Origin of the sequence: Shouchella xiaoxiensis, from assembly GCF_016907895.1 — a bacterium.
GTDB lineage: Bacteria > Bacillota > Bacilli > Bacillales > Bacillaceae_D > Shouchella > Shouchella xiaoxiensis.
The window spans coordinates 255,902-277,456 of record NZ_JAFBCV010000005.1 but is presented as its reverse complement, the minus strand read 5'-3'; the positions used below and the strand labels follow the sequence as shown (position 1 = coordinate 277,456).

Genomic DNA, 21,555 nt, shown 5'->3' with positions numbered 1-21,555 from the left:
TCATCTGTCCTCCGTTTCCATTTTCACTAAAGGGGGGACCGTTCGTTGAGTAATTATGTAGTCAAACGATTGCTCTATCTAATCCCAACATTAATTGGTGCTTCTGTACTTATCTTTTTCTTATACTCACTTGTACCCGGAAACTTCATTGATGCCGATCCGAACTTGACTGCTGAACGCAAGGCCGAGCTGTCAGCACTTTATGGATTTGATCAACCGACGTTTATTCGTTACTTTATTTGGGTTGGAAACTTGTTTCAAGGGGACTTAGGCTATTCGCTACAGTTCCAGCGTCCAGTTACGGAAGTACTAGGAAATTACATATGGAGCTCATTTATTGTTGCCTTTGCTTCGCTTTTTTTAACGTGGGGCATTGCTGTTGTGGTTGGCGTTGTATCAGCAACAAAGCAGTATTCATTCTTTGATGGTTTTGTCACGTTTCTCGTGTTCGCGGCAATGGCAACTCCGTCGTTTTTCCTTGGATTGATTGTAATTAAGTTTTTTGCGGTGGACCTCGGTTGGCTTCCGGCAGGAGGAATGACTAGCTCGGGTATGAACTACAGCGGCTGGGAGCACATCAAGGATATTGCAGAGCATATGATTCTGCCCGTTCTTGTCTTAACGATGCTCGGGATTGGCGGACTGACGAGGTATTTTAGAACAAACATGCTCGAAGTCATTAAACAAGATTTTGTGCGAACCGCCCGGGCAAAAGGGCTTAAAGAAAAAGTCGTTATTTACAAACATGCTTTGCGCAATGCGCTTTTGCCAGCAATTACGCTGTTTGCGTTTGAGCTGCCTGCGCTTTTTAGTGGGGCGATTATCATTGAACAGATTTTTAACTGGCCAGGCATTGGCGCAATCTACATGCAGGCATTTTCCGTACGGGATTATCCGTTGTTAATGGGCTTTACGATGTTTATTGCGTTGCTTACCGTCATTAGCAACTTAGTTGCGGATTTGCTCTATGGTGTTGCTGATCCACGAGTTCGAGTGAAATAAAGGAGGAGCAGGATGGAAAATCGTCCAGATACCCGGTCATCGCTTGCGCTTGACCTTGAAAAAGGACAGAAATCCTCTCTCTGGAGAGAAGTAGGACGTCGCTTTATTAAAAACAAAATGGCGATGTTTGGGCTCCTTTTTCTGTTGTTTATTTTTTTGTTTAGCTTTGTCGGACCATTCTTCTCACCTTATATGACGAGTGGGACGAACCCACAAATGATTCACCAGTCACCTAGTGGAGCGCATTTGCTTGGCACCGACCACTTAGGACGGGATGTGCTGACGCGCCTAATGCTTGCTGGGCGAATCTCCCTTACGGTTGGCATCGGCGCCATGGTTCTAGCTGTATCGATTGGCGGTATTCTCGGGATCCTTGGTGGGTACTACAAAGGCATTATTGATCAAATAGTGATGCGTCTTGCTGATATATTGATGACTCTCCCTGGTATTCCACTTCTTTTTATTATGGCTGCAGTGATGTCGGAGTGGAGAGTACCGGCGGAACAACGACTTTATGTCGTGATGATCATGCTTAGTCTCGTTAACTGGCCAGGGCTTGCCCGCCTTGTTCGAAGTCAGGTGTTAAGCTTGCGTGAACGTGAATTTATGCAGGCAACGGAAGCACTTGGCTTACGAGACAGGAGAAAAGTAGTAAATCATCTTTTGCCAAACGTTGTGCCGCTTCTGATTGTGACAGCTACGTTAAGCGTTGGTGGCGCGATTTTGAGCGAATCGGTTTTAAGTTTCTTTGGGCTTGGTGTTGTGCCACCGACAGCATCTTGGGGCAATATGATTAATACGGCGAATAGTTTAATTGATTTTACCAACCGGCCGTGGCTCTGGATCCCACCTGGTGTGGCAATCTTTGCGACTGTGATCTCCGTTAATTTGCTTGGGGACGGGTTGCGTGATGCGATTGATCCGAATATGAAAGGACGTTGATGATAATGGAGAAGCAGACACCTCTGTTAGAAGTAGAAGAAGTCCGCACCCATTTTCAGACGGAAAGAGGACTTGTTAAAGCAGTGGATGGCGTCAGCTTTACGGTTGGTCAAGGTGAGACCGTTTGTATTGTTGGCGAGTCAGGCTGTGGAAAAAGCGTAACCGCATTATCAATAATGGATTTGATTACAGGCAACGGCGTCGTTTCCGGATCAATGAAGCTAGCAGGTACCGACCTGCGCACTCTCTCAAAAGGAGACATGCGTCGAATCCGTGGAAATGAACTCGCGATGATCTTTCAAGAGCCGATGTCCTCGCTTAACCCGGTGCTGACAATTGGAGAACAGCTGAAGGAAACGATTTTAAATCATACAACGCTCTCAAAAAAAGCAGCGACTCAAAAAGCGCTTGAGCTAATTGCGCTTGTTGGAATTGGACGAGGGGAGCAAATTCTCAAATCTTACCCCCATCAGATGAGCGGGGGGATGCTCCAGCGCATTATGATTGCGATTGCCCTCTCCTGTGATCCGAAAATGCTGATTGCCGATGAGCCGACAACTGCACTTGATGTAACGATTCAAGCGCAGATATTAGACTTGCTTCGTTCGTTAAAACAAGAGCGGAACATGTCGATGCTGTTAATCACCCATGACCTTGGTGTAGTTGCAGAAGTGGCTGATTATGTTGTTGTCATGTATGCCGGTAAAGTCATTGAACAAGGTGGCGTTGAAGAAATTTTTGAGAATCCAAAGCACCCCTATACAAAAGGACTGCTTGAAGCCAAACCAATTCTCGGTGCGCGCAAGCAAAAGCTTTACACGATCCCAGGTCAGGTGCCCCAGCTCGTAGACTTGCCTGACTCCTGTTATTTTGCTGATCGCTGTGAACACTGCATGGATATTTGTACAAGCAAAGCACCTACGCTAAAACAGGAGGGACAGGAGACACATGAAGTTGCCTGCTGGCTTTATGAAGAGAGGGAGGCTGTCCGATGAGTACGTCGTTTATTGAAGTGAAGAACCTCGAAAAAGTATATGCAGCTAAAGCCTCCTTCCTGAATCGAAAGCCCGAGCGGGTAATTGCCGTTGATAACGTCAGCTTCTCCATTAAACGAGGCGAAGCTTTCGGTCTTGTTGGTGAATCGGGGAGCGGAAAAAGCACAATTGGCAAGTCGCTGCTTCGCCTGCATGAGATTACGGCTGGCTCGGTTACCTATAAAGACCAAGACATTCACGAACTATCAAAAAAAGACATGCGCCGTTTACGCCCTAAACTACAGTTTGTCTTTCAAGACCCATTTAGCTCACTTAATCCTCGCTTGCGAATTGGTGAGGCTCTTGCGGAACCACTGCTTGATCATGGATTGGCTACTAAGGAAACAGTCCGTGAAAAAGTGTTAAGTGTGATGGAGCTGTGCGGTTTGCCCCATTACCACATTGATAAGTTTCCTCATGAATTCAGTGGTGGACAGCGTCAGCGAATTGGAATTGCCCGTGCCGTTATTATGGATCCGGAATTCATTGTTGCGGACGAACCGGTCTCTGCTCTGGATGTGTCCATTCAAGCGCAAATCATTAATTTGTTTCAAGAGCTACAAGAAAAGAAAAACATGGCTTATTTGTTTATCTCCCATGATTTAAGCGTAGTTGAACATTTGTGTACGCGAATTGGCGTGCTTTATCTTGGGACGATGATGGAGCTTGGTTCCCGCGATCAACTTTATCAAAACCCGCTTCATCCCTATACAAGAGCACTGCTTGCTGCCGTTCCAGTACCCGATCCTAAGCGAAGACGGGAGCATGTGCCACTAAAAGGAGATGTGCCTAATCCAGCTGATCCTCCGAGCGGCTGTAAGTTCCATACGCGCTGTCCGCTTGCGACGGAAGCGTGTGCAGCAGAAGTGCCTGCTTTTCGCGAAGTGGAACCAAGACATTATGTTGCTTGTCATTTTGCTTAATGGAAAAAGCGCTAACCCAGCTTCATTCGGATTAGCGCTTTTTTTAACAAGTTGTTATGGCATGGTGTTTGTGTAAAAAGGATTTAATTTCATCAAAATCATGGTAGGGAACCCGTTCTCCTTTTACAATTTGGAACGTTTCCATGCAGATGCCAGTGATGAGAATCAAATCGCCTTTTTCGGCTAGTGACATCGCTTTTTGAATCGCTTGTCCCCGTTTTGCCTCGAGATGTAGGTTTGCGGGTACTTCCGTGAACCCGGATACAACATCGGCCATGACGATTTCCGGATCCTCATCACCTGGATGATCGACCGTTACCACATATGCATCGGCTTTCCCTTCAACAGCTTGAGCGATCTCAGGTCGTAAATGGCGCTCGCGGATGCCAATTCCGGTAATCAGGAGAATGATGCGGTTATAAGAAAATGGTTCAATCGTCTCGAACAGCGTTTCAAGAGCACGAGGCGAATGAGCAAAATCCAAGACCAGCTGTCTATCTGGGTAGTTGTTGACCACTTGAAAGCGCCCAGGCGGCCCTTGTATCAGCGGTAAAACACGAAGAATGTTCTCGATGCCATGTCCTTGCGCTAAACAAGTCGTGACTGCTGCTAAGAAATTGGCGACGTTGTGATTTCCAAAAATCGGAACGATAACGGAATGTACCTTTCCATCAACAAGTAAGTCAAAGGAAGTACCTGCAGCTACGCTCTTCATATTTCGAGCTCTGACATCTGCATCCCGCTCCATTCCATATGTCCAAAGCTCTCCTTCAAACATCCGGATGATATCAGGAGCCATTCCGTCATCGTCGTTATTCACAACGGCTATATCGGCCTGCTCAAATAAACGTAGTTTTGCTTTTTTGTAGTCTTCCATTGTATGGTGAAAATCGAGGTGTTCGGGCCAGAGATTGGAATGAACGGCTAGATTAAACTGTATACCATGCAGACGTTCTTGATCGAGTGCAATTGAAGTAGCTTCCATAACAACATGGCTTGCTTTTTTTTCGTATAGGTGGGAAAAAATAGAATGTAGATCAGATGATTCTGGTGTTGTTGGTGTTGATTTGTTAAACTCCAACTTCTGCTGCTGATCCCAAACACCTGCTGTTCCAATTGATCCAGTCGGATTTCCAAGCGCGTTTAGGAGTGAGCGGATATATGCGGTAATCGTTGTTTTTCCATTTGTCCCCGTTACGCCTATTAAACTCATTTTTTCATGGACATTTTGATAGAAGGTCGTTGCGTAGCGAGCCAACGCTTTTTTTGTGTCTCGTACAAGCACAAAGGTTAAATCAGGTCGCTTGTAGTACCAATCCATCAGGATGTTCTTCTTGCTTCCGATAATGACATGTGCCCCGTTATGTATAGCAGATTCAATAAAAAGATGACCGTCTGATTGATGCCCATCAATACAAACAAAGCAACCGTCCTTTTCTACTTTTCTAGAATCATAGGTTAGTGCCGTAATGGGAGCAGGTTTTGGTCCAACAATAAATACAATGTTATCGAGAGCGTCTGTGTTTCCGCTGAAATGTGTCAATCAATGGTACCTCCGAAATTGGCTAGTTAGTAGAGTTAGTCGATAAAAAAAAGACTAGTCTGTACTCATACCTTTTTTTGAAGAATTTAAAACGTAAATTATTAAAATACTTATTTTCCAAGATGTGCAAAAAACGGTATGATAAGAAAAAGGATGAAGGAGGATGACGTGGGATCAGCAGATAAATGGAACGAAATGGTTGAGCGTTTAAGTGAATTAGAGCTTCCGGTAGAAAAACCACGGCTGCAGCAAACGCTGTTGGTTTATCACTACTTTTCAGAGATGGAAAGCGGAGGTCATGAAAGTGTGTGTAATTGGCTTGAATCCTATATCAAGGAAACGGGGATCGATTTTTTTGTCGCTGAGCTTAGTCTCGCACTTGAACAGATATCTGCAACGAATTATGCCGAGTTAATCCAATTTTATTTTATGCCAATTTGGCAAGCTTACGAAGCGCTAGAGAAAGACGAAACGGTTGAAGATGCCTTTATTGAAGTTGTTGAGGCGGCTGATGAGCGCTATTATCAAATTGGAACGTTAGCGCAGCTGTTAGAAGTGCATTATTTGCGTCATGAGGAAGAGTTATTTGGATAAGGAGGGATGAGCTTTGCATGTTCGGACTTATCAAAAAACAGATGAACAAGGATGGCTTCGCTGCCGTGTGCTCGCTTTTTTAAATACTTCTTATTTTGACAATGTGTTAATCAAAAAAGAAACGTACGTCAATTCGTCTATAGAGCTCGTTGCCATCATAGATGATCAGATTGTCGGATTACTTGATCTTGAATATGAAGAAAGCGATCACACTGTCTGCACGTTAGGGACTGGCAGAGGTGGAATGATCTGGCATGTGGCGATTCATCCTGATTTTAGACGAAGGGGAATCGCACAAACGATACTTGGTGAAGCCTTAAAGCGAGCAGATAAGCTTGGTTTAGCATACTTAGAGGCGTGGACTAGGGATGATGATTGGGTCCACGCCTGGTACGAAAAGCAAGGATTTACGAAACGTTCATCGTATCTTCACGTTTATGCGGAAGGGGCAAATGAAATGGATCGGTGGTTTGACGGTGTTGAGATCGAAACGAAACCACAATTTCTCTTTGCCCACTATCTCGGTGATGAAAAAGAGCAAATCAAGCAGTCGTTTCAACGTGTATATGAATGCAGCGGTTATGTCAAAACATTGCTGGACTAATAAAGTCGTCCTTTTGTAACGGACGACTTTTTTTACTAATCGTTACGTAATAAATCTGTCCTTCACGCTATGATCTGTTCGTTAATGAATAAATTGAGGTTGCCAAGGTCATAAGTAGCTGTTATAATTCGTAATCATTACGATTTGGAAAATGAGAGGAATGGTTTGGATGGCGAAAAAAGCCAAAATCGCAAAAGAACAAAAGCGACAGGAATTAGTTGAGAAGTATGCAAGTCTGCGGAAAGAGTTAAAAGAAAAAGGTGATTACGCAGCCCTGGCAAAACTGCCACGAGATTCATCGCCATCAAGGCTTACGAGAAGATGTCGCGTAACAGGCCGACCTAGAGGGGTTCTACGTGATTTTGAACTATCTCGAATTGCATTTCGCGAACTTGCGCATAAAGGTCAAATTCCAGGTGTGAAAAAAGCAAGTTGGTAAACGGTTCTTTTTTTTGTTGTTTTTAAAACGTAATAATTACGATTTGTAGGAGGGTGATTGACATGAAGAAAATTCCGGTGACGGTATTGAGTGGGTATTTAGGGTCTGGCAAAACAACGCTATTGAATCATATTTTGCAAAATCGCCAAGGGTTAAAGATAGCTGTCATTGTAAATGACATGAGTGAAGTGAACATTGATGCAGGTTTAATTGAGCAAGGAGGAAACTTTTCACGAACGGAAGAAAAACTAGTGGAGCTTTCCAATGGCTGCATTTGCTGTACGCTGCGCGAGGATTTATTAATTGAAGTAGAGAAGCTTGCCAAGCAGGGCGATATTGACTATCTTGTAATTGAATCAACGGGTATTAGCGAGCCGGTACCGGTTGCGCAAACATTCTCTTATATTGATGAAGAGTTAAACATTGATTTAACACGGTTTTGTCAATTAGATACAATGGTAACCGTTGTTGACGCGAATCGTTTCTGGACAGATTTTCGCTCCGGTGACTCGTTGCTTGATCGAAAGGAAGCTCTCGGTGAGGAGGACGAGCGAGAGATTGCCGACTTACTAATCGACCAAATCGAATTTTGTGATGTGCTTATTTTGAATAAATGTGATCTTGTACAACCGAATCAACTTGAGCAATTAGAAAGCGTGTTGCGTAAGCTTCAGCCTACTGCTCGAATCATCCAGTCAACTCAAGCGAAAGTAGATCCATCCGAGATTCTACATACAGGGCTGTTTGATTTCGAAAGAGCGAGCGAGTCTGCGGGGTGGCTTAAAGAACTAACAGCTGGTCCTGAAGCCCATATGCCAGAAACAGAAGAGTATGGGATTGGGTCGTTCGTCTACGAGCGCTATCTTCCTTTACATGCTGAGCGCTTTGTTGAGTGGGCAGATTCCATGCCTGAAGAAATTGTCAGGGCAAAAGGAATTGTCTGGTGCGGCACGCATCATGACGTCGCGCTTACGTTTTCACAGGCAGGAACATCTGTTCAATTAGAGCCAGTTACGTATTGGGTTGACTCTCGGTCTCCAGAAGAACAGAGGAAGATTATGGCTGCCAATCCTCATTTAAAGGAAGAGTGGAGAGCCCCGTACGGAGACAGGCACATCAAGCTTGTTTTTATTGGTGTTTCGCTCAATCAAAAAAAGATTGAAGCTGAGTTGGATGCTTGTTTGATGACGGAAGCGGAGCGTATCGGTCATTGGCAGCCAGGACCTGACCCATTCGGCTGGACGATTGAGGAAGTGAGTTCGAATTGATAAGACTATTCAAAACTTTCGATTGTAATTAGAGCCGTTCACCCTTAGACTAATAGGAAAGCAAGAGAGGGATGACGAAACATGAAACGAAGTAATTTCTCGATACAGTTAAGGAATCTGATGGATTCTGTATCGAGTATCGTTAGCTAACAATCCATCAGTTAACTGTATCGCCCCACATCATAAAAGAACAAAAAATTAGATGGAGGCGCTATTCAAATGAATATACAGTTACTAAAAGAAGAATGGTTAAAAAACGAACAAATCAACTTCTCGGGCTGGGATTTTTCTGCACTTGATGGTGAGTGTGAAGAAGAACGTACACCATGGAGTTACCGCACCATTGTTCGCGAGCACCTGTCCGAACAGATGGAGTTGCTAGACATGGGAACAGGTGGGGGAGAGTTTTTGTTAACGCTAAACCATCCGTATGGTAAAACGGCAGTAACGGAAGGGTGGGAACCAAACGTTGCGCTATTAAAAAAGAAAGTGGTTCCTCTTGGTGTGAAGCTGGCCTTTGTAGGTGCTGATGATTGCTTAGCATATCCGGATAATCGGTTTGATATCGTATTAAATCGCCATGAATCGTTTTCCGTGTCTGAAGTAAAGCGCGTATTGAAACCAAACGGTATTTTTATTACGCAACAAGTAGGAGAACGGAACGGAAAACGGTTGGCGGATTTGTTACTCGGAGATCATCAACCTGCCTTTGAAGGATTAAACTTGCGTAATACGGTGGAAGAACTTGAGGGAGCGTCTTTTGAAATCGTGCAGGCAGAAGAGTATTTTCCGGACCAAACGTTTTTCTCAATGAAAGCCTTAATTTACTATGTCAAAGTGATTGAATGGGAGTATCTTCATTTCAGTGTAGACGTTCACTTTGAAGGGTTAGTAAAAGCCTATAAGGAATTAACGAGCAAAGGGTTTGTGCTTAACAATCAACACCGCTTTTTAACAGTTGCCCGCAACGTAAAAGAATAACAAAACAGGCATGTTCCACTTTGGGGCATGCCTGTTTCGTGCACATACATAAGAAGAACGTTTAAGGGCATCCTAGTTTTGGTCAGTTCCATCAATTGGTATCCTAAAAGATACTAAGCCACTATCAAGTGCGTACTAGTCAAGGTCACTTGGTAGGAGTAACATGAGCATTACATACAAAGATAAAAGAAAATTAGGAGTGAAACCATTATGACAAATTTCTTCGAAGCCATTGAAAACCGTCGTTCTTCATATGCGATCTCAAAAGAGAAGGTCGTTTCAGAAGAGCGTATCCAAGAAATCGTTGAGCACGCGGTTAAATACGTACCATCTGCATTTAATTCACAAACTGCTCGCGTTCTTATCTTGCTAGACGGTGAGCACGACAAGTTCTGGAACAATACGACAGACATTTTAAAAGGTGTTGTCGGTGACGGTGATTTCACAGGAACACAAGAGAAAATGGACGGATTTAAAGCGGGTTATGGTACGGTCTTATTTTTTGAAGATCAAGAAATCATTCACGGTCTACAGGAAGCATTTGCCCTTTATGCGGATAATTTCCCTGTATGGTCGGAACAATCGTCTGGTATGCATCAATTCGCGGTCTGGACAGCGTTTGCGAATGAAGGACTAGGTGCGTCGTTGCAGCACTACAACCCACTTGTTGATGGAATGGTTGCAAAAGAGTGGAATGTTCCTGAAACGTGGAAGCTTCGTGCGCAAATGCCGTTTGGCAAGCCGTTACAAAGCCCTGGGGAAAAAGAATTTAAGCCGCTTGATGAGCGCGTGAAAGTTTATAAATAAAAAAGGAAACAGAGGTAGCTGTAGCTGCCTCTGTATTTTTTATGTCTATGCTTTCCTAGATATGGTAATCTAAGGAGGCGTTAGATTAGACCTATTTCCTCGCTTGGAATGAGATGTGGAGCCCAGCTGAAAATTAAGGGGCATGGAGTTTGTTTAATGATCCGTGGGTGCGAAACCGTGACCGCGTCTGGGAAGGTGATTACTTAGCGCCTTAAGCAGTTAAACGTCAAGGCAGGTCTGTTGAACCTAGCCCTTATAAAAAATTGAATAGAAGGAAGAGGCGGATGATCCTATGGGGGCATCTGCCTTTTCCTTGTTTTTTCATTAGCAAGGGTTCTTTATTTAGTGTATGTTAACCCCTTATGTAAGCATTATTTCTAGTACTTACTAATGAAGTCTGTATATAGAAAGATTTCTATTGTGGGTAATAAGTCATTTTCTGTTTATAAATTACGGTTTTAAGTTGTGTCTTTTGTCGTAGTCATATATACTAATTCTATTATGTGGAAATGATTCTGTTGCGGTTTAACAAGCGTTGCTTTGGAAACTGAGGAAGGAAGTCTGAACGCAATGAGTTTTCAGATTTGTGTGATGGGATCATTGGAAGAGAGGGATTTTTGTGAGGTTATTACAGCTCTACTATACGTCCTTTAATCGAAAACACTCTGCTGGAAAACGTCAACAGATTTTTTCATCATCGGAAGGTTTTTCGGACGGTGAGCTAAAAGAATTAGAACGAATTTGTCTGTATAAGCCACCAAACCATTTACCGACACAGCCAATTCGCTTTGAAATTGATGCGTATTTCCCTATTAAATTTACCTCATTTCAGTTACAGAGCGGGCGCTACGGCATTTGCCAAACGGTATATAGTGGAAAAGACTTGTCGGGAAAATACGGGAATTATTTTTCTCACGTCCTTGTGCTGGAAAAAGGAGCTTGGCCAATCCCATCGATTCAATTTTACCGTTCTTCACTATTTCGAAAAAAATTATCAATGAATGAGCTCGATTTTAGTCACAAGCCGAGACCATTGCCTGTGCTGGAAGCTTCCATACCAACTGGCTATTTTTCTGAAGATGTCATGGATGCTTTTATAAATAGGGAGGATAATGCCCTTAGGCTATCGCAGATGGTCCGTGCATTAATTGAAACGGGAGCTAGACAAGAAGCACTGTTGCTTGTTAATAAGCAGGAGGAATTGCCAACGTGGATTGCCGCAATTCAGCTAAATCTACCTGCGTCTTTGCAGCGGAAAGCGCATTTCTCAACGTATGTACATGATCTGGAGCGGGAGCGCTATCCGATCATGGCAACGCTCGGAGAAGGAACACGCTATTATCAAGAAGATATTGATCAAGGTGTATATGGTTATGTATTCGATTTTATTCAAAACCGCTTTGACACACCGGCGCAAAACGAGTATCAAGTGCAAGCGCGTAAGGAATGGCATGACTTTATGAACGAGTGTACGATTCAAGAAGTCAAGGAAGATCTTGAAAGCGCAACCTTGCTTTATCAATTTCTAAATGAACACAAACAGCTGCAATCTACTAACTATGAGCGCATGCTAACTTTTGCACGAACAAAAGCGAGTTTGGCGAGAGTAAAGCAGGTAATGGATACGATATCGGTAGATTTACTTCTCTATGAAAAACGTCATTTAGAGGATACGAAGCAATTAGCGTTATCCTTGCTTTATAGTAGTGAGAAAACAAAAGCAGACGTGCACAAGAGAAAAGCAGTATCCTACTGGGTTGAATCGTTAAAAGGGTTGCTTGTTGATACAAAGGAATCAGAATTTGATCAACTTATGGCTTATGCAGATGCCTTTCTACTCCATTTTTATGCGTCTCATAATTGGAATGAGTTGTTGTTTACCGATGAACAGCTAAAGGATAGTTGCAAACATCTACAGCAACTAAACAACGGAAAGAAGGACGTATTTTATGTGGAATTGTTGTTTAAGCAGCTGGCGTATGAAGACAATGGCAAACGTGGATTAAGTGAGAGTAAACGACGTTTAGCACAGTCGATTTTAGATCGCAATGGGCGAGAGCCTGATGCAGAGAAGCGACTACAGCTCTGGTCATTGTGTCAAGCTCACCCGGCCTTGTTTGCGAAAATGTTTGGTCAATGTGAATTGACTAACTGGACGGATGAGGGATTACGAAATATGCGTAACTCTTTTCGCGCTATATTACAGGAGCAAGCTCCAGATTTAAACTGGTCGAAGGTGCTGTTAACGGAATTAAGCTTAATACGTGTGGACGAGTTGTATCCTCATCGTTTAACGAATGAGTTAGCGGAATTGCTTTTTACCGAACTCAAAGCACGAATCGATTGGGGAGAGCGCTCGATTAATCAACAAATTGACCAGTATAAAGAATGGCTTAATCTGTCTAATCGAATGAAGCGGGATGATCCTTGTCTTGATTGTCTGATTTCAACATTTGAAGTTAACCAACGTGTGGAATTAAAGGACACGGTTGGGTTACTTCATACCATTACCATCCAGATGAAGCGCATTAAGTCAGATGAACCAGCGCTGTTTAGGCGCTACTACCACTGGGCCATGCCGCTTCTCGCAAATAAGTTTGGACAGGCAGGCGGAACGATGTTTAGACGCTTCATTTACAATGATGTAGGAATGACAATTGATTGTTTAACGCGTGAATATAAGCGCTTTGAAGAAGAGACAATCATTCATGTGCTAAGAGCAATCATCCCTGATGTATTAGCTAGACGAGAGTATCAGACAGAGCGATTAAAGCTCATCGCTTATTTTGCTGAAAACCCAGATTTATTCGAGCGAGTCTATCATCAATTAGGTGGAAAACTTGAAGCAATTGAGGCATTGAGGCAAGACATTGAGAAGCCGTTGCATCGAACACCTCGATTTTATAAAAGAATTACACTTGACCGTCTCCCAGCAAGGTGACGGTCTTTTTTTAGTTTAGTGTATCGTTAAAAAACTCTAATGTTAGTTTATTAATGAATTTATGTTGATTATCCTTACCAGTCATGCCAAACCAAGAAGTAATGGGGGATAAGAGAGGAATGTCACTGAAGTCCAGATGCATTGCGCCAGGAATAGCATGTACTTTGTCAGGACCGCTAATTGCTTCCACTTGTTGAAAATAACGGGATAGGTATTCTTCGTCTTCAATATAAGATGTGAGTATATCCTGATCACTTGTTAATGTTAAGAAAGGCTGAGTAACTCCAAGTTCAGCAGCATCTCCGTAAGGAAAACCATCCATGTTTATACCCGCGTGAAAACGTTCATCAACAGCGAGCGTGTGGCTAGCGGAAGCTCCGCCAAACGAATGGCCTAAATAACCAACTCTTGTGAGATCGAGATTGCCGGAGAATTGACTGACAAGAGCTGTATCCATGTAATGGCCTGATTCAACATCTTCTAGCCAGTTCATAACGCTTCGGGCATCTGCGCTCCATTCGTAGGCGTAGTCGTCCATGACGCTCTCATCTTCATTAAACTCGATTGACGCAACTCCTGGGTTTGACCCATCGGCAAAAACGGTGCCGGGGGAATAGTAGGTATGATCAATGGCAATAACGATGTAGCCGTGGCTAGCAAGCTCAGCTACTTGAAACTGACTTTGTCCACGATTGCTACCGAAACCATGGGAGAAAAATAAAACTGGATAAGGCTGCTCCTGATTTAACAGTGTTGCGTCACTGTGAGCATGGGTTCGTTGCTTGGCAAAAGACTGGAGTAAGAAACCGGGAATGCCATTTTCTTTTCCAAACTCGTTCATAAACAAGGCAGGGTGATTATGATAGCGGGCTTGCTCCTTTCTTGTATCATCCGTTGGGTACCAGAATTGAACCATTAGGCGACGATTATCCTCATTGTTTAACCAACGCTCTTCCCGGGTCGAGTCAACTACTTCATACGAAGAGGTACCTACGGCATACTCTCCAGTTGGTTCGCTAAATGAATACCACGGAAACAGAATTCCAGGCAAAAAAAGCGCAAATACAACGAAAGTAGCGAGGATGACCTTATTTCTAATTGTGCTCGCTTTAGCAGTGGGAATCATTTTAACCGTTACAAAAAGCGTAAGGAAGTAGAGTGGAATCATTGGCCAACGCCAGCCATAGTCAACAAACAAAGCGATTAACGTCACCCATTGTCCAATTATTGTGATCAGAATAAGCTTTTTTCGCACATTCGTCCATTGGAGGAGGATGGTGAATAAAATTAGTCCTGCAAGTACCATTTCTAAAAGAATCATTGCGTCAACTTCTTTCTATCAATTATGTATGTCTTGTTATACGAAATAGGCGTGATTTTGTTTCAGGAATAGTTTCAACATTGGCATAGTGGCTAGACAATGACAGCAAGAGTATCGTATTGACGTTTACGAATGATTTAATATGGGTAATTACGCCATGAGGTGACGATTTACATGGGTGAATTAGTGTTTATAAAGTATTGCGGGTATTGTAGCTCACCGGTGCGAAGAAAAGGTAAGTGTAGAAATTGTTTGAAGGGACCAGTCCGTCAAGAATAGATAATGGCTTGGACAGCGACGACAGACAGATGAAGCGTACATAGTGAGGGAAAAGTCCAATGACGACGTCAAAGGGCTTTTTCTTATTGCAGACATAAAAAGAAGAGGCCTGCAGGGATGCAGGACTCTAAAAAGGGGGATTACACCAATTAGCTTACTCATTTCACTTTAAAGCGTCAACGCATTCATGGGAATAAGCAGAAAATCAGGAATAAGGGCACACGAGTTAGCCAGTATGCTGTCTGATTTCTGTGAGCGTCAGCCTATGTAAAAAAGCCTGGATACAAGAGGTTAAGCACTCTCATCTTTATTGTTATCAATCAGCTGTCGCTTCATTGTAGTTAATCGAATGAAGTAATAGATTGTTGAAATGAACAGGAATCCAAAACTAAAAATAATGATTCGCTCCCATTGAATGGCATCAAAAAAGAGTGCCATAAACAATAAACTGAAGAGAAAAACGCCAAAGGTCGAAGGGATGCTTTTAACAATCGCTGCAAGTAACATGGAAAGCCTCCTAGAATCGTGTTCCAAATCTGCTATTTTTAAAAGAGAATATCAACTTCGTAAAATAACGAATCGATCTATAGTAAGAATAGCATAGCGCAAGGAGAAGGCAAATGAGTGAATGTGAAAAAGCTCCGCAGCCGGAGCTTTTATTCCTATTCTTCAATCGTTACAAGAAAGTAGAGGGCCATGCTACCGAGTATTTCGCCTTCGTCATCAGCAAAATTCGTTTGAACGATATGAAGAGCGTCTTCAACAGGATTAAACGAATAGACGTCTTCGATTGCGTACTCATCCCCGTCAATTTCAGCTGGACTATACAGATTGGAAGACGTGCGATAGCCGACGAGATGTGTTGGTTGCACGGATTCCGGTGTTTCTTCCCATACAATGTCAAAAGATACTACGTCTGTGCTGCTTACAGGAATCGGCTCAAACTCTTCAAGAGCGGCTTCTGTGTCTATTTCTCCAGTGAAATCATTGTCACAATTAAGCCAGCAAATCATTTCTGATTGATAGTCATTCATTGCTTCACCGTTTACATAGAGCTGTACTTGTGGATTTGTTTCAGGTAAATCCGTTGTTTCGTTTGGTGCATCCTCCTCATCTCCGTTGCTACAAGCAGCTAGAAAAAGAACCATGAATAAGAGCGTTACTCGTTTTCCCACTATAAAAACCTCCTTTGTTGTCTCTTACCCGCCACAATAGAAGAGTATGTGTCCAATTGGCAATATAAGTAATTTTATATTGAAAAAAGTTTTTGAGAAAAGGTTTAAGATTGATTAAAGGCGGTTATAAGAGAATTACAAATCAAAAAAGATTTGCTATCCCTTTTCCTTTTGACACATACCGAATCGTGTTTTCCCCCAAATGCGATTCACCTTAAAAATCTTTGTTTTGCAAGAAAGAGCCAGCTCGGTAGCTGGCTCTTTCTTTTTTTGTGATAAAAACGAAAAGTCTACACTTCCAACTATTTGTAAAAAGTCAATCATCTTTTATTGGTTTGTTCGTGCTATAATGACACTTGTATTCTTAAGAGGGACATCACGAGAAAGGAGAAGCAGATGAAATTAATTATTCGTATCTTACTAGGAATTGGTGCTGGGGTTGTTATTGGTCTCGTTGCGAATGAGTGGGTTGCTCGTCTAATGGTAACGATTAGTGATTTAATTGGTAGCTTTATCTTTTTTATGGTGCCATTGATCATTCTTTTCTTTATTACGGCTGGAATTGCCGGTCTTGGAAAAGGAGGAGGAAAGCTGCTCGGCTTCACGGTGGGAATTTCCTATCTATCGACGATTCTTGCCGGCCTTCTTGCTGTTACCGTTGCAATGTTTGTTATTCCGACGCTTGGCATTGGCGCAGAAGGAGTTGCTAGCCCATCTGAGCTTGAGCGTTTTGTTGACTTTGAATTAGAGCCGATCTTTGGCGTTCTAACAGCACTTACTTTGGCATTCGTACTGGGGATTGGTATTGCTGCCACAGGAGCTTCTACTTTTAAACGAGTAATGGAAGAGGGCCAAGGAATCATAGAATTGATTATTCGTAAAGCGATTATCCCTTTGCTCCCGTTTTATATCGCAGGGGTGTTAGCTGAAATGAGCTATGATGGGACAGTGTTTGAGACGTTAGGTGTATTTGGCATCGTGCTGCTACTAGCGATTTCGATGCACTTGTTCTGGCTCGTCATCCAATACAGTGTTGCTGGCGTGGTAAATGGAGCAAATCCGTTTCGGCTATTGAAATCCATGCTGCCAGCCTATATTACGGCACTCGGAACGATGAGCAGTGCGGCGACGATTCCGGTTACCGTAAGCTCCGTTAAGAAAAACAACATTCGAGACTCAATTGCCGATTTTGTTGTGCCGCTATGTGCAAACATTCATCTGTCTGGCAGTACGATTACGATCGTGACGGCAGCTACAGCGGTGATGTACGTAACTCCAGGTCTCGACTTCCCAGGGTTTGTTGGCACGATTCCGGTTATTTTAATGTTGGGTGTCATAATGATTGCCGCTCCAGGTGTTCCAGGAGGAGCGGTTATCGCAGCGACTGGAATTTTATCGTCAATGCTTGATTTTAATGAAGCGGCAATTGCCCTAATGATTGCGATCTACCTCGCGCAAGATTCATTTGGAACGGCGACAAACGTTACGGGAGACGGGGCAATAGCTTTGATTGTAAACGGCGTTAAAAAGGATTAACTAATGGAGCATCTCTACATTTTTTTGTAGAGATGTTTTTAGTGTTTCAATATCTATCTAATTAGATTATAATCTAATTAGATAAGGAGGTAGCTGATGCAGTTAAGTAGAATTGTAAACTTTCATAATACATTAGGAGACAAAACGCGAATTCGCATAATCACTTTGTTGAAATCAGGCCCTTTACATGGGCAGGCGATTGCCGGGAAATTAGGCTTGAAACCACCAACGATTTCCCACCATCTTAGCAAATTAAAAGAAATCGATGTTGTTTATCAACGCCGAGATAAAAATACGATTTACTTTTACTTGAATGAACGAAAATTAGAGCAAATGGCAACGGCCATCGTGCGAATTGGAGGATCAGAGATGTTTGAGAGCTTTGAGGTGAGCGTGGAAGAGAAGACTAGTATTATAGACAATTTTACAGACAAAACGGGGCAGCTTAAGACACTACCCGCTCAACGAAAGAAGAAATTAATTGTACTAGAATACATGCTACGTGGTTTAGAAGACGGGAAAGTCTATCAGGAAAAAGAACTGAACGAGTACATTCAACGCTATCATGAAGACTTTGCCACAATAAGAAGAGAGTTTGTGATGGCGCAGTTTATGTACCGTAAAGACGGACTGTATGAACTTAATCCGAAAGAAATGTGGCCTGTGTAAGCAGGTCATTTTTATGAGAATCTAATTAGATATATATCTAATTAATTACAGGAGGTGGATGATGCTCGGCCTATCCGTATTAAAAAAAGAAGAGAAATATAAATGGATCTTCTGGAGCTCTTTGTTAAACGGAATTGGATCTCGGTTTGCACAAGTGGGGTCGTTAGCTTTGCTCTATGTGTTAACAGAATCGGCAATGGCACTTGGTTTTTTGCTGGCGCTCCGTGTCTTGCCGACGATCTTTTTTGCGCCAATCAGTGGTTATTTGGCAGATCGTTTTCACAAGGCAAAGCTGTTATTCTGGACGGATGTTTGGCGAATTCCATTTGCCCTTATGCCGGTAGGCGCGGCAGTAGCTCAAGAGGTTTCGTTGCTCTATATCAGTACGTTTCTGATCGCAACTGGGGAAGCAATTTATCGGCCTGTCCGCTTTGCTAGTATTCCGGATATTGTTCAGAAAAAGAACTTAACCAAAGTCAATGGTTTGGAACAGACTGTGGTCGGTATGACGCTTGTAGTTGGTTCGCTTTTAGGAGGAATGACGGCCTTTTTAATAGATGTTACCATGCTGTTTTGGCTACACGCTCTTTTCCTCTTACTCGCCGCTCTTTGGGTTATACCTCTAACGAAGCTTGAAAGCACTCCGTTGGAAAAAAAGGATGTGAATTCTTCTGATAAGAGCGTTACCCTGCTTATCCAAGTTGCGCTGCTGCGCGTATTCTTATTAGTGATGTTCGTTATGCCGCTGGCCAACGGAGTCGATAACGTCATTTTTAACTTGATAGCCCTTGATGTATTTGGAAAAGGCGATTTGGGTGTTGGCATTATTTATGCTGCACTAGGTTTGGGGTTTGTTTTAAGTTCAGGGTTAACAAAGTGGATTCGGGGACGTTATCTAGCAATTGGGGTCGGTATGATTTTTTTTGAAGGGATTGGACATTTGTTTTTAAGTCAATCTCACTTTTTTATGCAAGCCGTATTTCTCGCCATCCTGATTACGTTTGTCGGTGGAATTAGCAATATTTGCTTTGATACGGTGTTAATGCGGATTTTGCCCCCTGCAAAACGAGGGCTTTTGTTTGGGACATTGACGATGATTCAGAATAGCTCAATGGGGCTTGCAATGATTGGTGCTGGCTTTTTAACCGAATGGTTCACCCCGCTTCAGTTAGCTTTCTCAGTTGGTATAGCGTATATGTGTTTGGCGCTGTTGTTTTTTGTTTTATTTAAGCGTGTTCATCTACGCAAATCATTGGTAAAGTTAAAGACGTTAAGCTACGGCTTTGAGACTTAATACAGGCATGCCGTGCTAATGAAAAACATTTTTTAAAGATAAAGTGTAACATTTTTGCTCTTGTATTCGTTCTATCTATGAATCTACTTAAAAAGGAGTGTATCATATGTTTCGCATTGGCAGTGTATTTATTCCTGTAACAAACTTGGAGAAGTCCAAGAAGTGGTATGAAAAGCATTTGCACGTAACGTTTATCGACCGTTGGGAAGGAGGGGCAGGATTTTATTTTGCCGGTAGCCGGACGCAGCTTGGTCTTGTTCAGGTGAAATCGCCGCAGCCAGCCGAGTTTGTGATTCAAGGAAAGCAAAAAAATGTGTACTTCAACTTTGTAGTCGACAATATAGACGAGGCTCATCACCGTCTTCAGCAAGCAGGTGTCGCCGTAACGCCGAATGATGACTTTGGTGGTATGAAAGGATTCGACTGTTTTGATTTAGATCAGAATGTACTTAGTATTGTCAGTGAAGAGATCGACTCTCCTTTTCATTCCGCTCACATTCAAAAAGCACAAGACGAAAACAAGTAGGAGATGATGATCTATGGATAACCAAGTAAAAGAAGCCTTTAGTCATTTAGCCACAGCGTATGCAAACACTGTTGATACCGAGAATCTTTATAACTCCGCGTATGAGCGACCTGCGATGTTGCAACAGCTTGAATCTGATTTAAGTGGACAGGAAATTCTTGATGCGGGTTGCGCGGCTGGTTGGTATAGTTCGGAATTACTTAAGCGTGGTGCCTCCGTCACGGCATGTGATGGCAGCGAAGAAATGGTTGCAGCTGCAAAGAACCGCTTACAGGGACAAGGCAACGTCATTTGCTTAAATTTAGAAGAACCACTGCCGTTTCCAGATCAATCTTTTGACACCATTGTTTCTTCACTAACGCTGCATTACATAAAAGATTGGCGTGGTTTATTTAGTGAATGTAAGAGAGTATTGAAGCCAGGTGGAACCTTCCTGTTCTCCGTTCATCATCCATTTACAGATATTCGTTTGCTGGAGAACCCGAACTACTTTGCAGTGGAGCGAATCGTCGATCATTGGACAAAGGACGGGAAAACGGTAGCTGTTCCTTTTTATCGGAGGTCGCTGCAAGAGATTGTAAATGATACAACAACATGGTTTTCGCTTGAAAAAATAATTGAACCAGAGCCGACAGAGGAATTTAGAGTTAGAAACGAGCGAACCTATGAAAAACTATTGAAAGCACCAGCGTTTTTGCTTGTGAAAGCAAGGAAGGGAGATTACCCTTCATGAATGTAGACGGAGTAAATATGGAATTGAAGAAACTTGAATTCCAATTTAAACAGACAATTGAACCGTACCGATCCGATTTATGGAAGTACTGTTTTACATTAACTAGGTCTCCTTGGGATGCAGAGGATCTCGTTCAAGAAACGTTACTTAAGGCATTTTCCATGTTGACTAAGGTTTATCAGCCAATTCAACCAAAAGCATATTTAATGAAAATCGCCACAAATCTTTGGATTGATCAATGGAGAAGAGAGCAGAAACGATCGCAATACGACCATGAACATGTATTAAATGGTGCAACTGAAGAGCAAGGTTTTACCGTTCTGGAGAATCTTGAAATACTAATGACCCACCTGTCTCCAAAACAGTATGTTGCGCTTGTTTTAAGTGATGTATTTGATTGTAAAGCTAAGGAAGTAGCAGAACTTATTGGGACATCCGAGAATGCTGTAACAACCAATGTGCACAGAGCACGACAGAAGCTTCGGAAGCAGTCAGACTGGACTGAAGTTGTTCTGCCGCCTACAAGGCGTGTTGAACCAAATAGTCGATTGTTTCAGCTGTTACTGGACGGATTTAAAAGCAAAGATCCAAAGATAATTGCTTCGGTACTTAATGAGAACGTCGTAACGGATATTATTCATTCAGGTTATGAAATGGGGAAAGATGAGACTGAAAACCAATCGTTACAAGATTGGGCAGAAATTGTGCGAAACCATCATGAGGTAAAGGCTGAGTATGTGGAACTGTGGGGCCGTTATGTATTAATTGAATACGACAAGAAAAAAGACAATCAGCTCTACCTCACCAATATCCATACATTTAATGACAACGATGGGGAAATTACGTTGTGGCGTTTTTATTGTTTCTCGTGGGATTTTATGCAACTAGCTGCAAAAGAGCTTGAAGTTGAATTAGGGGCAGCCTATTTCTACAACAGACATTGA

Annotated in this window: 21 protein-coding genes; 17 read left to right on the top strand and 4 right to left on the bottom strand. The window is 42.7% G+C overall.

Annotated elements, in window-relative coordinates; genetic code table 11:
• Positions 1–45: 45 nt before the first annotated feature.
• From JOC54_RS10530 to JOC54_RS10515, 4 genes are read left to right on the top strand one after another with little or no spacing between them, the layout of a single operon-like run.
• Complete coding sequence (locus JOC54_RS10530; RefSeq protein ID WP_204466224.1) at positions 46–1,002, top strand: ABC transporter permease; 957 nt, start codon at positions 46–48, stop codon at positions 1,000–1,002.
• Between the two features lie 12 nt (positions 1,003–1,014).
• On the top strand, positions 1,015–1,944 hold the full coding sequence (gene opp4C, locus JOC54_RS10525) for an oligopeptide ABC transporter permease (protein ID WP_204466221.1): 930 nt from the start codon (positions 1,015–1,017) through the stop codon (positions 1,942–1,944).
• A 5-nt stretch (positions 1,945–1,949) separates the two neighbouring features.
• Positions 1,950–2,939, top strand: a complete 990-nt coding sequence (locus JOC54_RS10520; RefSeq protein WP_204466218.1) for an ABC transporter ATP-binding protein — start codon at positions 1,950–1,952, stop codon at positions 2,937–2,939.
• Complete coding sequence (locus tag JOC54_RS10515; RefSeq protein WP_204466216.1) at positions 2,936–3,901, top strand: ABC transporter ATP-binding protein; 966 nt, start codon at positions 2,936–2,938, stop codon at positions 3,899–3,901. Before JOC54_RS10520 ends, JOC54_RS10515 begins: the two co-directional genes overlap by 4 nt.
• 43 nt (positions 3,902–3,944) lie before the next feature.
• On the opposite strand, the gene JOC54_RS10510 is transcribed toward JOC54_RS10515, so the two are convergent.
• A complete protein-coding gene (locus JOC54_RS10510) occupies positions 3,945–5,444 on the bottom strand; it encodes a UDP-N-acetylmuramoyl-L-alanyl-D-glutamate--2,6-diaminopimelate ligase (protein ID WP_204466213.1) in 1,500 nt (499 codons plus the stop codon).
• A gap of 168 nt (positions 5,445–5,612) precedes the next feature.
• Between JOC54_RS10510 and JOC54_RS10505 the strand changes: the two genes are divergently transcribed.
• The 7 genes from JOC54_RS10505 (at position 5,613) to JOC54_RS10475 (ending at position 13,078) form a co-directional block, all read left to right on the top strand.
• On the top strand, positions 5,613–6,038 hold the full coding sequence (locus tag JOC54_RS10505) for a DMP19 family protein (RefSeq protein ID WP_204466210.1): 426 nt from the start codon (positions 5,613–5,615) through the stop codon (positions 6,036–6,038).
• A 13-nt stretch (positions 6,039–6,051) separates the two neighbouring features.
• Positions 6,052–6,642: a GNAT family N-acetyltransferase gene (locus tag JOC54_RS10500; protein ID WP_204466208.1), complete on the top strand. Its 591-nt coding sequence runs from the start codon at positions 6,052–6,054 to the stop codon at positions 6,640–6,642.
• A 169-nt stretch (positions 6,643–6,811) separates the two neighbouring features.
• Positions 6,812–7,081, top strand: a complete 270-nt coding sequence (gene rpsN / locus JOC54_RS10495; RefSeq protein ID WP_204466205.1) for a 30S ribosomal protein S14 — start codon at positions 6,812–6,814, stop codon at positions 7,079–7,081.
• A gap of 62 nt (positions 7,082–7,143) precedes the next feature.
• Positions 7,144–8,349, top strand: a complete 1,206-nt coding sequence (locus JOC54_RS10490; RefSeq protein WP_204466202.1) for a GTP-binding protein — start codon at positions 7,144–7,146, stop codon at positions 8,347–8,349.
• Between the two features lie 219 nt (positions 8,350–8,568).
• Entirely contained in the window at positions 8,569–9,330 is a 762-nt protein-coding gene (locus JOC54_RS10485) for a class I SAM-dependent methyltransferase (RefSeq protein ID WP_204466199.1), read from the top strand.
• Between the two features lie 207 nt (positions 9,331–9,537).
• Complete coding sequence (locus tag JOC54_RS10480) at positions 9,538–10,137, top strand: nitroreductase family protein (protein ID WP_148297829.1); 600 nt, start codon at positions 9,538–9,540, stop codon at positions 10,135–10,137.
• A gap of 619 nt (positions 10,138–10,756) precedes the next feature.
• Positions 10,757–13,078 carry a GAP1-N2 domain-containing protein gene (locus JOC54_RS10475; RefSeq protein WP_204466197.1) on the top strand — a complete coding sequence of 774 codons (2,322 nt, stop codon included), beginning with the start codon at positions 10,757–10,759 and terminating at the stop codon, positions 13,076–13,078.
• A gap of 10 nt (positions 13,079–13,088) precedes the next feature.
• Here JOC54_RS10475 and JOC54_RS10470 read toward each other — a convergent pair whose 3' ends face one another.
• The 3 genes from JOC54_RS10470 to JOC54_RS10460 form a co-directional block, all read right to left on the bottom strand.
• Positions 13,089–14,399 (bottom strand): alpha/beta hydrolase family protein, encoded by a 1,311-nt coding sequence (locus tag JOC54_RS10470; protein ID WP_204466195.1) that lies wholly within the window; start codon positions 14,397–14,399, stop codon positions 13,089–13,091.
• A 570-nt stretch (positions 14,400–14,969) separates the two neighbouring features.
• Entirely contained in the window at positions 14,970–15,185 is a 216-nt protein-coding gene (locus tag JOC54_RS10465) for a hypothetical protein (RefSeq protein ID WP_204466193.1), read from the bottom strand.
• A gap of 155 nt (positions 15,186–15,340) precedes the next feature.
• Positions 15,341–15,853: a hypothetical protein gene (locus JOC54_RS10460; RefSeq protein ID WP_204466191.1), complete on the bottom strand. Its 513-nt coding sequence runs from the start codon at positions 15,851–15,853 to the stop codon at positions 15,341–15,343.
• Positions 15,854–16,249: 396 nt separating this feature from the next.
• Between JOC54_RS10460 and JOC54_RS10455 the strand changes: the two genes are divergently transcribed.
• From JOC54_RS10455 to JOC54_RS10430, 6 genes are all read left to right on the top strand, one after another.
• Positions 16,250–17,389 (top strand): dicarboxylate/amino acid:cation symporter, encoded by a 1,140-nt coding sequence (locus JOC54_RS10455; RefSeq protein WP_204466189.1) that lies wholly within the window; start codon positions 16,250–16,252, stop codon positions 17,387–17,389.
• Positions 17,390–17,485: 96 nt separating this feature from the next.
• Positions 17,486–18,058: a DUF2087 domain-containing protein gene (locus tag JOC54_RS10450; protein ID WP_035417822.1), complete on the top strand. Its 573-nt coding sequence runs from the start codon at positions 17,486–17,488 to the stop codon at positions 18,056–18,058.
• Positions 18,059–18,119: 61 nt separating this feature from the next.
• On the top strand, positions 18,120–19,352 hold the full coding sequence (locus tag JOC54_RS10445; RefSeq protein ID WP_204466187.1) for an MFS transporter: 1,233 nt from the start codon (positions 18,120–18,122) through the stop codon (positions 19,350–19,352).
• 106 nt (positions 19,353–19,458) lie between these two features.
• Positions 19,459–19,878 carry a VOC family protein gene (locus tag JOC54_RS10440; RefSeq protein ID WP_204466185.1) on the top strand — a complete coding sequence of 140 codons (420 nt, stop codon included), beginning with the start codon at positions 19,459–19,461 and terminating at the stop codon, positions 19,876–19,878.
• A gap of 13 nt (positions 19,879–19,891) precedes the next feature.
• Positions 19,892–20,611 carry a class I SAM-dependent methyltransferase gene (locus JOC54_RS10435; protein ID WP_204466183.1) on the top strand — a complete coding sequence of 240 codons (720 nt, stop codon included), beginning with the start codon at positions 19,892–19,894 and terminating at the stop codon, positions 20,609–20,611.
• A complete protein-coding gene (locus JOC54_RS10430; RefSeq protein ID WP_204466180.1) occupies positions 20,608–21,555 on the top strand; it encodes an RNA polymerase sigma factor in 948 nt (315 codons plus the stop codon). Before JOC54_RS10435 ends, JOC54_RS10430 begins: the two co-directional genes overlap by 4 nt.

Bases quoted from the DNA above. Each gene is read 5' to 3' on its own strand.
- opp4C (WP_204466221.1), top strand. From the start codon at position 1,015: ATGGAAAATCGTCCAGATACCCGGTCATCGCTTGCGCTTGACCTTGAA.
- JOC54_RS10520 (WP_204466218.1), top strand. From the start codon at position 1,950: ATGGAGAAGCAGACACCTCTGTTAGAAGTAGAAGAAGTCCGCACCCAT.
- JOC54_RS10515 (WP_204466216.1), top strand. From the start codon at position 2,936: ATGAGTACGTCGTTTATTGAAGTGAAGAACCTCGAAAAAGTATATGCA.
- rpsN (WP_204466205.1), top strand. From the start codon at position 6,812: ATGGCGAAAAAAGCCAAAATCGCAAAAGAACAAAAGCGACAGGAATTA.
- JOC54_RS10490 (WP_204466202.1), top strand. From the start codon at position 7,144: ATGAAGAAAATTCCGGTGACGGTATTGAGTGGGTATTTAGGGTCTGGC.
- JOC54_RS10485 (WP_204466199.1), top strand. From the start codon at position 8,569: ATGAATATACAGTTACTAAAAGAAGAATGGTTAAAAAACGAACAAATC.
- JOC54_RS10470 (WP_204466195.1), bottom strand. From the start codon at position 14,399: ATGATTCTTTTAGAAATGGTACTTGCAGGACTAATTTTATTCACCATC.
- JOC54_RS10465 (WP_204466193.1), bottom strand. From the start codon at position 15,185: ATGTTACTTGCAGCGATTGTTAAAAGCATCCCTTCGACCTTTGGCGTT.
- JOC54_RS10455 (WP_204466189.1), top strand. From the start codon at position 16,250: ATGAAATTAATTATTCGTATCTTACTAGGAATTGGTGCTGGGGTTGTT.
- JOC54_RS10450 (WP_035417822.1), top strand. From the start codon at position 17,486: ATGCAGTTAAGTAGAATTGTAAACTTTCATAATACATTAGGAGACAAA.
- JOC54_RS10445 (WP_204466187.1), top strand. From the start codon at position 18,120: ATGCTCGGCCTATCCGTATTAAAAAAAGAAGAGAAATATAAATGGATC.
- JOC54_RS10440 (WP_204466185.1), top strand. From the start codon at position 19,459: ATGTTTCGCATTGGCAGTGTATTTATTCCTGTAACAAACTTGGAGAAG.
- JOC54_RS10435 (WP_204466183.1), top strand. From the start codon at position 19,892: ATGGATAACCAAGTAAAAGAAGCCTTTAGTCATTTAGCCACAGCGTAT.
- JOC54_RS10430 (WP_204466180.1), top strand. From the start codon at position 20,608: ATGAATGTAGACGGAGTAAATATGGAATTGAAGAAACTTGAATTCCAA.